This window comes from Streptococcus infantis, assembly GCF_019929575.1.
Taxonomy (GTDB): Bacteria; Bacillota; Bacilli; order Lactobacillales; family Streptococcaceae; genus Streptococcus; species Streptococcus infantis_L.
Genome location: NZ_JAHZPU010000001.1, coordinates 119,974 through 133,184 on the forward strand (window position 1 = coordinate 119,974; position 13,211 = coordinate 133,184).

The following is a 13,211-nucleotide window of genomic DNA, read 5'->3' on the forward strand; positions in this document are numbered from 1 at the left end:
AATAAGCGTCTAACTTTGTCACGATCCTTTTTCTTGCTTAGCTTGCTTACTTCCGCTTTTTTAGCGTTAAGCGTGTATCGTAAATTGAAGGCAAGCTCGACAAGATTTTCTCTTTCTTCGATACTGCGATAGTATAGACCTTCGCGAATCGCGTCAAGCTCCCTTTTGCTGCAAGAATAAATAATTCGTGTATCTGTTAGACCTAAACGGGCGCACTCGATTAAGAGATTGCGTTCTTCAACCTTCCAACTTGTGCTTCCGTTTGTTCGATCTGGAATTGTGCCGTTGCTTGATCTTGAGCTGTTTCCGCTTTCGCTTTCAAATACTTCAAGGCCAATTCGAGCTTCTCGATATACTTCAAAACTTTTTCGTTGAAAAAACCTGAATCCACCATTTCTTCTTCAATAGCTTTAAAGATAGGCTCGGTAGTTGTCGCGTCCAATTCTTCCAATTTAACTGAAATAGCTGTCAATGCTTCCTCGTCTGAAACAGCTTTCGCTTTCTTGCTTGCGCATAACTTAATTAAATCAACCAAAGCCGAATCGTTACGCTCAACTACTCGAAGGAATAGAGCCCCCACGCCGTCCTCATTCGGTTGTCCGTTTTCGTCACGACTCGATAATTCACGATTAACTTTAAACATAAGCATATAATCAAACTTAATTTCGATTGCACGGCTTCCGACTGTAAATTCCATAGTTTATACTCCTTTTGGTTAAAAAAATAAAAGCAAAAGGGCTTTTGACGGCCCTCTTGCTTGAAAAATTAGCGTGTGATGTTGTTGTAATCGCCAGTTGTTTCGCCCGGATTTTGGTAATCATATACTTCGTTAAGCATATTAATTTCTTCCGTTGAAAGCGGGAATTTCCCGTTGCGAAGACGTCCAACGATACCGACTGTATAAGTAAGTTCAGTAAATCCATCGATTGCGTCGTCGAATTCAATATCGTCTGTAATTTTACCATAACCGAATTGCGCTGGATAAGTGTCTTTTCCAGTCGACGTGTCTTTTACGCTTTCATCGACAATAACGCGCCAGATTTTGACTGATTCACCCGTTTTTTGAGCGTCCAAGATAACTTGAACTGATGGATCTTTTGGTGCAAAGTATTGAGCCAACTCGATTGAGTGCTCGTCTGTTGCTTTTTCAAGCAAACGCCCTTGTTGCGTTTGCTCGTCGATGTATTCCCCACCCATAGTAGTAGAGCCATCTTTACGATAAGCTGGAAGCATTGCTCCCGTACCTTTTTCTGCGTGGATTGACTGGATAAAGTAAAATACTTTCTTACCTACGACCGGCTTCGCGATCGTAATTTTGATTTTTGCCTTGTCTTCTGCTTCACTCATTTATAAGTGCTCCTTTTTAAAATATAATTTCTGTTAAGTTAATAACGATATGATAGACCTCCCGGCCTATTGAGTCATCTTTCAAGACGGTTGACGCCATCCGATTATTCCGACCGATTCGTCTGATCGCTTCTGATCGCACTCTCTCGACTCCTCCGCGACTTTCGTCGTCCGGTAAGAATATATCTATTTGGATGCTTAAATCCTCGATTATAAGCCCCGTCTGGACCGTTTTCGAGGTGTCCGAGCTCGTTTGCCCGATCACCAAAAACGGCTCGAGTACGTTTGAATCTGGAATGTTGAAATAGATCGGAATGTTCAACGGCTTCAATTTTTCTCGCAATTCCGCGAGTGTCTTGATCGAAGGTGCTTCAAATTCCATGGATCACCTCCTAAACATTTTGCGTAGATTCTTGAATAGAACCTCGCTTTCTTCTTTTACGGCCGGCCCGAGGAATGGTTGGGCTTTCATTTTACGCGTTCCGAGTTCGACATAGACCGAATAACCCGCCGGGGACGTTACCTTGTACCGTAACATACCCAGCCGAGCAACAAAAATCCCGTTTCGCATGAATCCGGTATCGACTGCTGCTTTTATTTTGGCTTTTCGTTCTACTCGCAAGGCCGATCTGTGCAATTCAGCACTTACGGCTCGCCTTGCTTGTTTCGGCTTATTCTGGACACGTCGAATGTACTTATCGAGCCCCTTGACTTTATAAGATAGGCTCATAAGTAAATCACCGTACTATTATGATGATATCTTTTGCCCTTGATTTTCATTTTTTGCCCCTTGTAAATGACTTCGGAAAAATCCCGATGGATTCCTTGTAAGTGAAGTTTGAACGCGTCAAAGTCATACTTTCCAAAGAGCCCCATCATTTCATAATTAGACATGGCATTGCGCATACAAGGAACGGGGAAGCTCTTTTTCTTCTCCACCTTGTCCAATAGCTCGTCCGTTGGGCGTTTTTCAAAAATCAAGGTTACGCGATCATTATAAATCATACGCGCCCCCTTTTAAATAAATCTAGCGATCCCACGGGCGCGATGTTTCACCGCGAGGCCTTCTAGTACGGCCTTGTTATCATCTGTTAGATAGCCATCCTCCCACGTAAAGCTCCGGCCTTCTTCGCTGTCAGTGGTTGCGCCTTCGGAGTTTAGGCGGTTGAATCGACTGACAGCCACGTCACGAAGGATATACGCCACCGTCTCGGGCAATTCCTCAAGCTGTGAATCAGAAAATCGGTTGACGTAAGCGATCATACGCTCGAAGCTATCCCGTACTATTAGGGCCAATAAATCGTCTTGTTCCTGATCGCTCTTTGGAATTCCTTTCAGCAAGCGAATCTCTTTCGTTGCTCTTTCTAGCTCAATAGCTGCCATCGTTCACCTCCTAATTAGGCTGCTACTGCTGCAGGTTTTTCGATAGTAGTTTCAACGACACCTTCTGGAATTTCAGCAAAGAGAACGTTTGCTCCAAAGAATACAGACTCGAAAGTGAGATTCTTCAATGCACGATCGCGAGCCACTGCGATAAGTCCAGTTTCATCTGTGAAGTCCGCAAACAATCCGCCAAGATCACCACTTGCAACGTTCAAGTTTGCAAAGACGAGATTTTCGATTGCTGTCGTGTAGATTTTCCCTTCTGGTACACCGTTCATCACGATCACGTTTTGCATACCCAAGAAATTCTTGAGCAAAGTCATTCCGAAGACGTTAGAAGCGTTAGCACCTACGCCAGCGTTTCCAAGGTATTCAGCAGCGTCAACCGGATTCACGAAAGTAACGACTGGAGATCCTTCAAATTCGTTGAAAGTTGCGATTTTTGCCCACGCTTGAGCAAGTGCGCCTTGCAATCCTTTACCTTTGTTTTTAGTTGGGTTTGCTTTCAAGAATGTAAAGAATTGCTCCTTAATTCCGTTTTGAATCTCGCGCATAAGACGAGTATCAGCTTCTGTGATTGCTACTGACGCACCGTGACGAGCGATTGCTTCCGCTGACACGGAACGACGTTTTTTGAACCAAGCGACCTCGTATGCTTGCGCTTTTGCGCGAACCATTTGAGAAAGCGGAATATCTTCACCCTCTGCCGGGTTGGTTGCGTTCACGTCTGCGGTCCATTTATAAGTTTGGATTTTGAGATCACTTGTCAATTCTTGACGACGTGTGACCCCAAGAAGTGTCAATAGATCATTGATATTTTTTGAAAATTTGTTAACAAAATCGATGGACTTAATTTCGCCCAGATTAGCCATTGTTGTTAGTTTTGCTTCAGCCATATTCTAGCCCTTTCTAAATAATTGAATGTTTTCAGCAATCGCAGCCTGACGCTTGTCAGTATCTTCAATTGCCATAATTTGTTCTTTCGTGATTCCTGTTGTAGTACCACGACGCGGCGCGCTCTGAACCAGTCGTTCGTTCACACGCTTTTCAACTTCGCTATCAAATACAGTTCGCAAAGCCGTAATTTTAGCCTTTACTTCTTCGGCAGTCGGAGCAAGCACATGATCTAAAAATTCTTGTGGCAAACCTTCATCTGCCAAAAGAGATTGAGTGGCCAGCTTCATTTCGCGCTCGGCTATATCCTGCTCGCGCTTTTCCAATTCAGCGATTCGTTTCGCTTCTTCCTCTCTGGCACGTTCGTCCTCAGTCAGCTTAGCCAGTCGCTCACCTTCGCTTTTAGCTTGTTCGAGCGCCGTAGCTTGTTCAGCTTCCCATTTTGACCGTTCAGCAGCCAACATTTTTCCGATTTCTGCGCGAGTGAATGTACGTTCGTGCTTCTCGCTACCTGCATTTGATTCTGTTTCCACTTTTTTCTCATTCTGAGTGTCGACAGTCTCAGTTGATTCAGTAGATACAGTTCCGTTGATTTCTTCTGACATAATTGTCCTCCAGCGATTACGTCGCCACTCGATAATCTCGCTTTACGCCCGGCGGCGAAACAATACAGCTTTTATTGTCATCGGTACAGTTTGGACAATATAAAAACCGTACGGGGTTCCATACGGTTTATAGCAGTCTATTCCTGCAAGTCAAGATTCTGGATCACCTGCTTTCTATTTTTGAACTCTTTGTTTAAGTTTTTAATAAACAAAAAGATAAAAGATATTAGCAGTAGGAATATCAGCCACCCAAAAGCGATTGTTACCCATTCCCAAATAAACATATTTTACTCCTTTCTAAGTTACAATTAATCAACTTCATACGATAATGAAGAAATGTCGGTTAATATTTTAGGTAGTAACTCAATCGCAGTGAATGTATCCGTTCCATAAATTTTTAACTCTAATTTCACTGTTGCTGATTCAATTTCGCCTGTTCCTAAAAATTCTACGTTAGTTATCCTAATTTTTGCTGTATCCATTTTCAATCCTTTCTGAGCACGAAAAAAGCGCCTAGATTACTATCTAAGCGCAAGATAGGCGGGACCGCCGAATGTCGCCCGCATTTCTCGACCCACTAGCTAAGTGGCGCGTTGGAGGCGGATACTTTTCAACCTCTATCTCTACTCTAAGTATATCACATATCATCTTTAGAGTAAAGTATCTTTTGCTCACGTTTCAATTTATTTAATTTTTGTTTTTTAATTTTGTGATAGTGGATGATGTAGTTACCATCATCCTTTTGTATAAGAGCCGCTTCCATTAGATATTTCAAACGTTCAGGGACTTTTTTATAGAGTAATATTGAATTGTTATGATGACCAGAATTATCTGCGGCATAATCTGGATTAGCAACCAATTCTTGCAACAATAGCATTTGTTCCAATGGGAATTCTGTGCCATGTTTTTCTAAGATTTTCGCTAAATCCTTACCAGTCACATGTATACGTTTTAGTAACTCTTCAGTCCCTTTCACACTTGGCAACTGTCCAATTGTATAGCTCTCTGCAAGACTTCGTTCAATACTCTTGTAAGGTAAGTTCCCTTTTGATATATCATCCCACAAATTAGCAAGATCATCTCTTAACTTCTCAAAGTCATTATCATGAACTTTAATATCACCATTTAGTTCCTCTTCGTCTGGCATCACACCCGACCTACAGCCGAAATGAAAAGGCGGAGCATTTACCCCTATCTGCATTTCGTCAATCAAATATCGTTTATTTTCCGCATGAATTCTTTTACAAATTTCAGTCGTTCGATTATCCAGATGAACCAGTATACGATAATATTTCAGCCCTGCATCCTTGTAGCGTTGGATAGCGGAGCGATTAACAATCATCGTTCCATCTGTCCTGACGAGTGTCTCGGCTCTGCTGTTGGCTACTTTGTATTTTTGTGCTAGGTCTCTAGCCATTGTTCTAGGGTGATCCCCACGGACAAAACCAGTCTTTAAAACTTTTTTCAAATCCTTGACAAGATTGTCTGTATTGCCCCACAATTGCTGACTGTAGTTGTAGCCGTTGAACGGAGTTTTCACCAATTCTTTTAGTGCTGGTTCGTTGATTGCACCAGTACGACCACCCATAGCCTTTTTATAGCCCATGAGAGCCATTTTTTGCAAATAAATTTCAAACTTATCAGCAATAAGACCTCTTGCTACACCTGCACGAAAAAGCATATCTAACTGCAAAGCATCTAACCTCGTTGCCCTAGATGATGCATATTGTTCATTCAACCTTTTGAGCAATTCTGGGTCTTTCTCGGATTGCTCACGATACTTTCTTGCGTTCTCCCGATAATTTGACAGGTCCGTACCTTTCAAACGCTGGATAGCCTCTTGATAGCTTATGCGACCATTCTCTGAATACTTGCTAACAAAATCATAAAAATCTTTTTGCATTTCATTAGCTTGCTCTTGATAGACTTTGTTTAGCTCAGCAAAAAAATCAATATCTTTTCTGTCTAGATAACGAAAAATCTCATCTGAGCGACCTGACCAATAATCAAGATGGTTTTGATTCAGCTTCTTGTTCATCATCGACCACCTCATTTACTGGCTCTAGTCGCGGTTCTGGCTGTTCTAAGACTTCTTGCTCTTTCAATCGTTCCATCTCATCTGCAGCATCCACACCCGTGACTTGATTCAGCAATTCAAAAATTGTCTGATCGCTGACAATACCGTACAATGATTTAATCATCTCAACGATTTCTTTTTCGTTTTGCGGAACGTTCGGGCTAAAGACTACAGATGTCTCATTGATTAACTCATAAGCTGTGTTTTCGTTACCTTGAATCTTCCAGATATTTACTGCTAAACGCAAGCGACGCATAAGACCGGCTTCAAACAGATCTTCTTGTTGCTCTCTGTAGTTGTCGCTAGCCATGAGCTTGTACTTCATTGACTCGCCTGATTGCGTACCAGCGAAGTTGTTGTCAAGTGTATCTGGAGTGAAAGTAAAACGCAAAATATCATTGACTAAGCGTTGCTTGTATGCCTCTGCGCCTGCACTATCATACGACTTAATCAAATAGCTAGCGTCTGGATTCGCTCCGCCCGGATTCGGGTTATCATCCAAGATGAGAACTTGTGCTTTCTTGTAAGCTTGCGACACATAGAGTCGACCATTTGGATTGATTCGTCCGTCTTCCAAAAAGTCATTTTCTTCTGCTCCTGTGTACGGATTTCCTTTAATCATCAAGATGGCATCGTTGCTATTTTGCTGAAAATTAGCAAGTTCAGACTGTGATAAGTCGTAAGCATCTATGTTATCCAAAACCGACTCATAAGAGCCTAAGCGGTCCTCGTTGTTGCTGTACTCGTTAACCGGAACAGCCTTAAAATAGTGCTCTTGCTCGTCCTTGAGAGCCATTTTATCGCTATCTGTGGACTTCCACTCATAACTATAGATACGATCTGCAGTATAGACTTTGATAATCGTCTTACGCTTGCTGTCACCATAATCTACATCGTAGTAGTTTACGGCCATAAGCGAGTTTTGCTCGTAAGTATCGTCATAAATGACAAAAGTCTGCTCTGGACTAAGTTTATACAACTTGACCCAAGCCTTGCTATCGCGCTCTGTGACTGTCAAAAGTTCGTAAGCACGTCCATACACACACAAATCTTTTTTGATGGAGGAATTGTGCTTTTTCTCGTTATTTTTGGCAGAAAAGGCTTTGATATTGTCAAGGATTGTTTTATTTTCATTTTTGTATTCAACCGGATTCCCTAGCATGTAACCTTGCTCGAAAATGGTGATGTACTTGGCAAAGTCACTAGAAATACGATTATCTGCCGCAGTTTCGTCAGTTTTAGCAGGTCGATACTTGATATTATTATCACCTTTGTAGTACCGCTTCAACTCTTTTAATCGTGGTTGTTGCTCTGCTTTATGACGATTTACATAGCGTTTTAACTGCTCAATCCAATTGTCAGAGCCATATTCGATAACTTCAAAATCTTCAAGCATCATCATAAAATGCTCGTTTGATCTACTGTCAAAGCGAGTACCATTTAAAAATTTAACTTCCAATTTTACCTCCTAAAATAATAAGATGCATTTTTCATGCGGTCTTGTGTTGATTTTCTTTCGATGTGATATTTTTCCAAAGCATATCGAATCGCATCAATTACGTGGTTATTCGCATCAATTGGCTCATTCAACCAATTGCCGTCTTTATCTTGCTTGTAGATGTACGTATCAAACTCTTCTATCGTCTTTTCACAAGACGGGTGGATATAGATTTTAAACTGCTTCATAAAGTCTATGCCAGCGTTAATCGAACCTTTACCTTTTACGGAGGCTTGTATTCTTCTAACGCCCTTAGACCTCAATTCCGCTATTAAGCGTTGTTCTGCGCTATCTGCTGTGATTTCAGCATTTAGCATGTCGCTCTTAGCAATCATCTGATAAATATCTTCAGTGGTCATAGCATGCTCGTAATACTCTGCATATATCCACAGCTCCTTTTTGTCCAAATCAACAGCCAGACGCGGAAAAGTAGTGGGGTCGTGTGTAAAACCAAAGTCAAGACCTGCAGTTGTTTCTCCCACTCGTTTGATTGTGTCCTGTATATCAAAATCTCGGACGCTGTAATTCTCGAATACCAGTCCCTCAGCCACGCCCCACTCACCATCACAGACGATTCTAGCCCGTCTAGGGTTCGTTTGGTACAAATCCTCATATCGTTTGATATCGACTTCGTCCAGCCACTCGTTGCATCGATAGGTGGTCGTGAGCGATAACGTATCAGCCCGTCTCGTCTCTTTGTCAAAGAAGACACGTTTGAGCCAGTGCCTTTCATTCCACGGGTTGAATGTGACTGTGATTTGTTTAAAGAAATCAGGTACATCTAAGCTACCACGGATAGACTCGACTACTGTACTGAACTTGTCTTCAGTTTCGATTTGGTACGCTTCCTCGAACCATGCCCAGCAAAGAATACCTACATCGACCGTGATAGATGTGATTTTCAACTCATCATCCAAACCACGAAAGAGAATCTTTTGACCTGTCTCTTTGACAGTTATTTCAGGCAATGACTCGTTGAATTTAAACTTATGAGCGACTTTCAGTTGGTTAGCTGCCCACTTGAAATCCGTGTAGGTCGATTGCTTGTTCGTGTTTGAGTATCTACGAATAACAAGTAAATTCGCCCAGGGATATTTCAAAATGCGAGTAACATAGTTCAAAGCAGTTGTCTTCGATTTCTTCGAACCACGAGATCCTTTTACAACTCGATAAAGATTTCTTGATCGCCAGAACTGACCGTATCCAGCTCCTACTGTCTTAGGTAGGTCTACAACAATATCATTCTGCTTAATCTGGTATGTCTGACTCATTCGCAAACACCACCGTTCCAGTTACATCAGCTTCAACCTTATCCGTCCAAAGTCTATGACGTTTGCCAAGAAGTTCAGCTGCCTTGATTCTATCTTTCGCACCGACATCGATATCGATAACCTGTTGGCCAAGTTCACCGATACTGCATAGAGTCTGTTCTTGCGTTTCTCCTCGCATGACTGAAGTTAGGTAAGTGAGTACCTCTTCCTGTGTTGCAATCTTCTCAGACGCAAGCTGAGCCAGTCTTTCGTCGATATAAGATTTGATTGTAGTATTTTGTAGTAACTTAGATGCGTTTGTATTAGCGTATTTAGAGCTATACCCTGCCTTAATAGCTGCATCTGTCGCATTTCCACTGATGATGTACTCATCAGCAAATCTCTGTTGTTTTAAAGTTAGTTTTGCGATTTTCCATCACCTCCATTTTTTTACAACACAAAAAGCCACACGCTTGTGTGACTTAATGAAGACCTCTCATAAGAACAGCAGGAATCGAACCCGCGTACGTTTCAGACCCTTTATGGTCATATCGCTCCCCCACTGAGCTATGTCCTTACTGCAAGGCGACTACTGACCTTGCAAACTGATAGATATTATATTTGTTTTTTTATTTTTTGTAGTCTTTTAAAACCTCTAGCGGAATCAAACCGCCTAGCTTATAACTTACCTAGGATATAAGTAACTACGCAATCATGCGAGGTCCAGTCGCTACTGCGACTATTTTTAAGTTAATGGCGGTGTTCGGAGTCGAACCGAATAAAAGAAGTTTATTAAAACTAGGAGACAAAACCACTTACCCATCACCGCCTAAGAGAGGCCGTAGCCTCAAAAAAACAAAGGGGTCATCATTCCGCTTTACCGTACTTGCTGACAATACCATAATACCACTTAAAAACTATCATTTACTCCCGTTATTATCAAAGATTTTTGAAAGATGACTTATCGCTTTATCTCTTGCACGTTGAATTGTTGCGTTACTGCAATTCAACCTTCTTTGTATTTGTGACCAAGGCAGACCGTCAATATATAGTAATCGCATCACGATGTTCTCAATCGGTTCTTCTAACTCTTCAATTGCTCTGACAAGTTCCTCTTGTTCCTTGTACTCCTTCTCGATTTCTTGATAGAGTTCAGCTATGCGATCAATAGCCTTGATGTTCATTTCTTCGGTGCGATTATCATTGCTCTGAGATTTTGGCATACTGTCAAAAGTTTGGCCTTTCATGATGCCAGACCTTAGATTGATAATTTCACAATGTAGAGATTGTATTTTAACATTCTTAAATTTTAGTTTCTTGAGTTCTTTCTCAATAGATCTCTGCACCCTATCACCCCTCTCCAATAAACACATTCATCGGCAAATTGAAATACGTTGCTACATCTTCGACATTATACATATCAGGCGCGGTTTTTAAATTCTCCCAATTTGAGATTGTTGCAGTTGAATAGCCTAGCTTATTCCCTAATTCTTTCAAAGTAATCTTATTGTCTTTTCGTTTTTGTCTTAGCATAAACGCAAAACTCTCACACTGTTTTCTTGTTAGTGGTTTTTCGTAATCCATTCTATTCCTCCCAAATATTTCCAACGATTTGACTGTTTTTAAGCGTTTCTGGTTCAAATGGGCTTATCCTATCTGGGTCAGCAGCGTTGATGCACTCTACATAAAAACCTAGTCCATCATACATAACACCTAGTGTTTGACATTCACCGCTGGATGTTTCAAGGTATCTGTAACTTCCGAATTTTACAACCATTTTTATGCCTTGAATTTCAAGGATATCCCCCTCAAAGATTTCTTGACCATTCTTATCTTTCAGTCCTGTTGACTGCATGAGGGTCAATTCTGACTTTTCGAAAGGAATAGGAATTCCGTAGTCCGATGTTGGTTTCTCCATGTTGCAAATCAAGACGTTATCTGTGATAAAAAAATGTTCTACGAATTTCTTTTCTACGTTATCCCACGCTCTAAATTTTGGTATCATCCCAAATCCTCCTCTTTGACAAATGAGCCGTTAACCATTTTACCTTTTCTGTTCTTGATTTCGTCATAAGCAAGCTGGAAGCACTCAGCAATAGACCAACCTTTCTGCTGACAGTAGATGGTCAGCACTACCAAAATATCTCCGACTGCATCTTTGCCCTCATCATCTCGTTTCTTGAGATGTGCCTGCGCCAGTTCTCCTGCCTCTTCAAATAACTTCAACGCTTGAGCCGTGCTATTGTCGGGGTTATCCAATCCTCGTTCTTTGGCCCAATTCTCTACATGATGCGCTAATAATTCCATGTTTGTTGTCATAACTTCCCTTTTCTATTTGTTATACAATGTTACATTGCTTGAGTGAGTGTAATAGACCTCTCCGTTTTCAAAAGTAACTCGAACGCTATCTTGTTCGTCGTATTTTGCCCATTGCTTGACCTTGCCTTCAACGATTTGTCCGTCAACTAGTTTGATTTTTGCATATTTGAAAGTAAAGGTTGTTCCAATGATATCTTTATTTCCACATCCAACAAGACTAATAAAAGACAAGCTGATTAAAGCTGTAATTAATAATTTTTTCATCAAATTTCTACCTCATCTCCTACAATTCTTCCAACTCAAAATACTCTGTCAGCTCATTCTTCAATTCTTCGAGAGTGTTGCATCGTCCAATCAAATCAGATACATCTAGCATCGTATCCTCTTTATTCAATGTATTCTCTGTCACTGCATTAGCTACCCATTTTGGATGTGTACCAGGGCGAGAAAATTGATCTTGTGGCAATAGCTCAAGCAATGCTTCATATCGCTCTTCAAGAGCAATCAGAGCCCCAAATACATCTATGTAGTCAGTATCTACTTTCTTGCTTTCAAAAACCTCTGGCTGATTTTGTTTTACGATTTCCGCATAAATAGCAGACCATTCTTTTTTTGAAAAACGTGATTTTTCAACCAATGCACCGTATTCAATTTCTTTTCCATCAACTCTAACTTTGTAATTCATATTCTTACTTCTTCTCCTACTTTCACATTATCATACACTTCCTTCGTAACCACGAACACCCCGTAGTCACGAATGGTAATTGTGTATAGTTTGCCATGTCGTCCTTTTTCAAGGACTTTTCCGAATATCTCAGCGCCTGCGTTATCAGCTTTATAGATAACCATCGGCTTCTTCTTTTCTAAATCTCGAATCCTGTCCATCTGCCAGATGTTCAACCCAGCAGACAATAATATCCAGATTGCTATGAATCGTTTCATTCTGTAACCTCCCCTTTTGAATATTTATTTTACCAAGATCGATCGTCGATAAATAGCGTTTTACAGTCTAAGCATAGCACGACGCTGACCGGTTTCAATCGACCGGTCGAATTATCGAAATGTCGCCAATCAGTATGGTGATGTACTGAAGACGTTGAATTACAATTTGGGCAGAATAGTTGCTTCATCCTTCCACCTCCTTAAATCGCCCGTCCATAAAAATCTCTAGTGGTCTAATCCAGCACCTAGCTTTTTCATCTAAAGAAACGTAAACCACGCATTTCTCAAGTGTTTCTTCCCATAGACCGACTTGTACTACTTTATACTTTTTCCCAGTTTTGAGATGAAGCCATACAGAATTTATTTCAGGTATCATCACTCCACCTCCTCAATCTCAATCCCCTCACAATCGAATACCCAGCTAAAGCCTGCTTCTTCTAGCTCTTTACGGGTGTGATGTGTTTGATATAAAGTATTTTTGTCTTTGCTTGAAAATATCCAGTAGTTTTCGTTTCTGTGACAATTTAAAAAATTAAAATTAGTATCAATACCTTTCACTTTCACCAAATACCGCTTCTCTTCCTCGACCTCGTAGCCCTCACGCCATTTTGCATGACTGAAATCTTGCTCAAATTCACCCATGATAGCCTTTAGCCAAACTTCACGATCATGCAATGGCAATTCTCGCAAGCGAGCTAGTATGTTCTTGACATAGCGAGGTGCTTCGTCTGCATGACCTGTTTCAGGTTCGTCTAAACGCTTCAAATCGCTTATTATACCGTCTGTTGCTACAACTTTAAAATTATAGCTATTTTTAAGCAACTCATATTTCGAAATTAATTCTTGTTTATTCGTTCTTAATTCCTGCTTATTCATCTTCCAACTCCTTCACTTTC

Annotated in this window: 22 protein-coding genes and 1 tRNA gene; all 23 read right to left on the reverse strand. The window is 41.0% G+C overall.

Annotation, left to right across the window (positions count from 1 at the left end):
* Nucleotides 1-220 precede the first annotated feature (220 nt).
* Nucleotides 221-697 carry a tail assembly chaperone gene (locus K1I67_RS00605; RefSeq protein WP_223338345.1) on the reverse strand — a complete coding sequence of 159 codons (477 nt, stop codon included), beginning with the start codon at nucleotides 695-697 and terminating at the stop codon, nucleotides 221-223.
* A 68-nt stretch (nucleotides 698-765) separates the two neighbouring features.
* Nucleotides 766-1,347: a phage major tail protein, TP901-1 family gene (locus K1I67_RS00610; protein ID WP_223338346.1), complete on the reverse strand. Its 582-nt coding sequence runs from the start codon at nucleotides 1,345-1,347 to the stop codon at nucleotides 766-768.
* A 16-nt stretch (nucleotides 1,348-1,363) separates the two neighbouring features.
* A complete protein-coding gene (locus K1I67_RS00615) occupies nucleotides 1,364-1,729 on the reverse strand; it encodes a hypothetical protein (RefSeq protein WP_223338347.1) in 366 nt (121 codons plus the stop codon).
* Nucleotides 1,730-1,732: 3 nt separating this feature from the next.
* A complete protein-coding gene (locus tag K1I67_RS00620) occupies nucleotides 1,733-2,077 on the reverse strand; it encodes an HK97-gp10 family putative phage morphogenesis protein (RefSeq protein WP_223338348.1) in 345 nt (114 codons plus the stop codon).
* Entirely contained in the window at nucleotides 2,074-2,352 is a 279-nt protein-coding gene (locus K1I67_RS00625; protein WP_223338349.1) for a hypothetical protein, read from the reverse strand. Before K1I67_RS00625 ends, K1I67_RS00620 begins: the two co-directional genes overlap by 4 nt.
* Nucleotides 2,353-2,364: 12 nt before the next feature.
* Nucleotides 2,365-2,730 carry a phage head-tail connector protein gene (locus tag K1I67_RS00630; protein ID WP_223338350.1) on the reverse strand — a complete coding sequence of 122 codons (366 nt, stop codon included), beginning with the start codon at nucleotides 2,728-2,730 and terminating at the stop codon, nucleotides 2,365-2,367.
* Between the two features lie 14 nt (nucleotides 2,731-2,744).
* Nucleotides 2,745-3,626, reverse strand: coding sequence for a phage major capsid protein (locus K1I67_RS00635; RefSeq protein WP_223338351.1), 882 nt, complete (start codon nucleotides 3,624-3,626; stop codon nucleotides 2,745-2,747).
* Nucleotides 3,627-3,629: 3 nt separating this feature from the next.
* Complete coding sequence (locus K1I67_RS00640) at nucleotides 3,630-4,229, reverse strand: DUF4355 domain-containing protein (RefSeq protein WP_223338352.1); 600 nt, start codon at nucleotides 4,227-4,229, stop codon at nucleotides 3,630-3,632.
* Between the two features lie 308 nt (nucleotides 4,230-4,537).
* On the reverse strand, nucleotides 4,538-4,711 hold the full coding sequence (locus K1I67_RS00645; protein ID WP_223338353.1) for a hypothetical protein: 174 nt from the start codon (nucleotides 4,709-4,711) through the stop codon (nucleotides 4,538-4,540).
* Nucleotides 4,712-4,866: 155 nt separating this feature from the next.
* Entirely contained in the window at nucleotides 4,867-6,267 is a 1,401-nt protein-coding gene (locus K1I67_RS00650; RefSeq protein WP_223338354.1) for a minor capsid protein, read from the reverse strand.
* Nucleotides 6,236-7,708, reverse strand: coding sequence for a phage portal protein (locus K1I67_RS00655; protein WP_411575259.1), 1,473 nt, complete (start codon nucleotides 7,706-7,708; stop codon nucleotides 6,236-6,238). Before K1I67_RS00655 ends, K1I67_RS00650 begins: the two co-directional genes overlap by 32 nt.
* Before the next feature lie 59 nt (nucleotides 7,709-7,767).
* Complete coding sequence (locus tag K1I67_RS00660) at nucleotides 7,768-9,075, reverse strand: PBSX family phage terminase large subunit (RefSeq protein ID WP_223338355.1); 1,308 nt, start codon at nucleotides 9,073-9,075, stop codon at nucleotides 7,768-7,770.
* Nucleotides 9,053-9,484, reverse strand: a complete 432-nt coding sequence (locus K1I67_RS00665) for a terminase small subunit (protein WP_223338444.1) — start codon at nucleotides 9,482-9,484, stop codon at nucleotides 9,053-9,055. Before K1I67_RS00665 ends, K1I67_RS00660 begins: the two co-directional genes overlap by 23 nt.
* A 69-nt stretch (nucleotides 9,485-9,553) precedes the next feature.
* Nucleotides 9,554-9,631, reverse strand: a tRNA-OTHER gene (locus tag K1I67_RS00670).
* Between the two features lie 343 nt (nucleotides 9,632-9,974).
* Complete coding sequence (locus K1I67_RS00675; RefSeq protein ID WP_223338356.1) at nucleotides 9,975-10,301, reverse strand: DUF1492 domain-containing protein; 327 nt, start codon at nucleotides 10,299-10,301, stop codon at nucleotides 9,975-9,977.
* A gap of 103 nt (nucleotides 10,302-10,404) precedes the next feature.
* Nucleotides 10,405-10,638: a helix-turn-helix domain-containing protein gene (locus K1I67_RS00680; protein ID WP_223338357.1), complete on the reverse strand. Its 234-nt coding sequence runs from the start codon at nucleotides 10,636-10,638 to the stop codon at nucleotides 10,405-10,407.
* A 1-nt stretch (nucleotide 10,639) separates the two neighbouring features.
* Nucleotides 10,640-11,059 carry a YopX family protein gene (locus K1I67_RS00685; protein ID WP_223338358.1) on the reverse strand — a complete coding sequence of 140 codons (420 nt, stop codon included), beginning with the start codon at nucleotides 11,057-11,059 and terminating at the stop codon, nucleotides 10,640-10,642.
* The gene (locus tag K1I67_RS00690; protein WP_223338359.1) at nucleotides 11,056-11,373 is read right to left on the reverse strand and encodes a MazG-like family protein; all 318 of its coding nucleotides are present in this window, start codon (nucleotides 11,371-11,373) and stop codon (nucleotides 11,056-11,058) included. Before K1I67_RS00690 ends, K1I67_RS00685 begins: the two co-directional genes overlap by 4 nt.
* A gap of 12 nt (nucleotides 11,374-11,385) precedes the next feature.
* A complete protein-coding gene (locus tag K1I67_RS00695) occupies nucleotides 11,386-11,637 on the reverse strand; it encodes a hypothetical protein (RefSeq protein ID WP_223338360.1) in 252 nt (83 codons plus the stop codon).
* Between the two features lie 19 nt (nucleotides 11,638-11,656).
* Nucleotides 11,657-12,058: a hypothetical protein gene (locus tag K1I67_RS00700; protein WP_223338361.1), complete on the reverse strand. Its 402-nt coding sequence runs from the start codon at nucleotides 12,056-12,058 to the stop codon at nucleotides 11,657-11,659.
* Nucleotides 12,055-12,315, reverse strand: a complete 261-nt coding sequence (locus K1I67_RS00705; protein WP_223338362.1) for a DUF1372 family protein — start codon at nucleotides 12,313-12,315, stop codon at nucleotides 12,055-12,057. Before K1I67_RS00705 ends, K1I67_RS00700 begins: the two co-directional genes overlap by 4 nt.
* A gap of 184 nt (nucleotides 12,316-12,499) precedes the next feature.
* Nucleotides 12,500-12,691, reverse strand: a complete 192-nt coding sequence (locus tag K1I67_RS00710; protein ID WP_223338363.1) for a DUF1653 domain-containing protein — start codon at nucleotides 12,689-12,691, stop codon at nucleotides 12,500-12,502.
* On the reverse strand, nucleotides 12,691-13,191 hold the full coding sequence (locus K1I67_RS00715) for a DUF1642 domain-containing protein (RefSeq protein ID WP_223338364.1): 501 nt from the start codon (nucleotides 13,189-13,191) through the stop codon (nucleotides 12,691-12,693). Before K1I67_RS00715 ends, K1I67_RS00710 begins: the two co-directional genes overlap by 1 nt.
* Nucleotides 13,192-13,211: the final 20 nt, after the last annotated feature.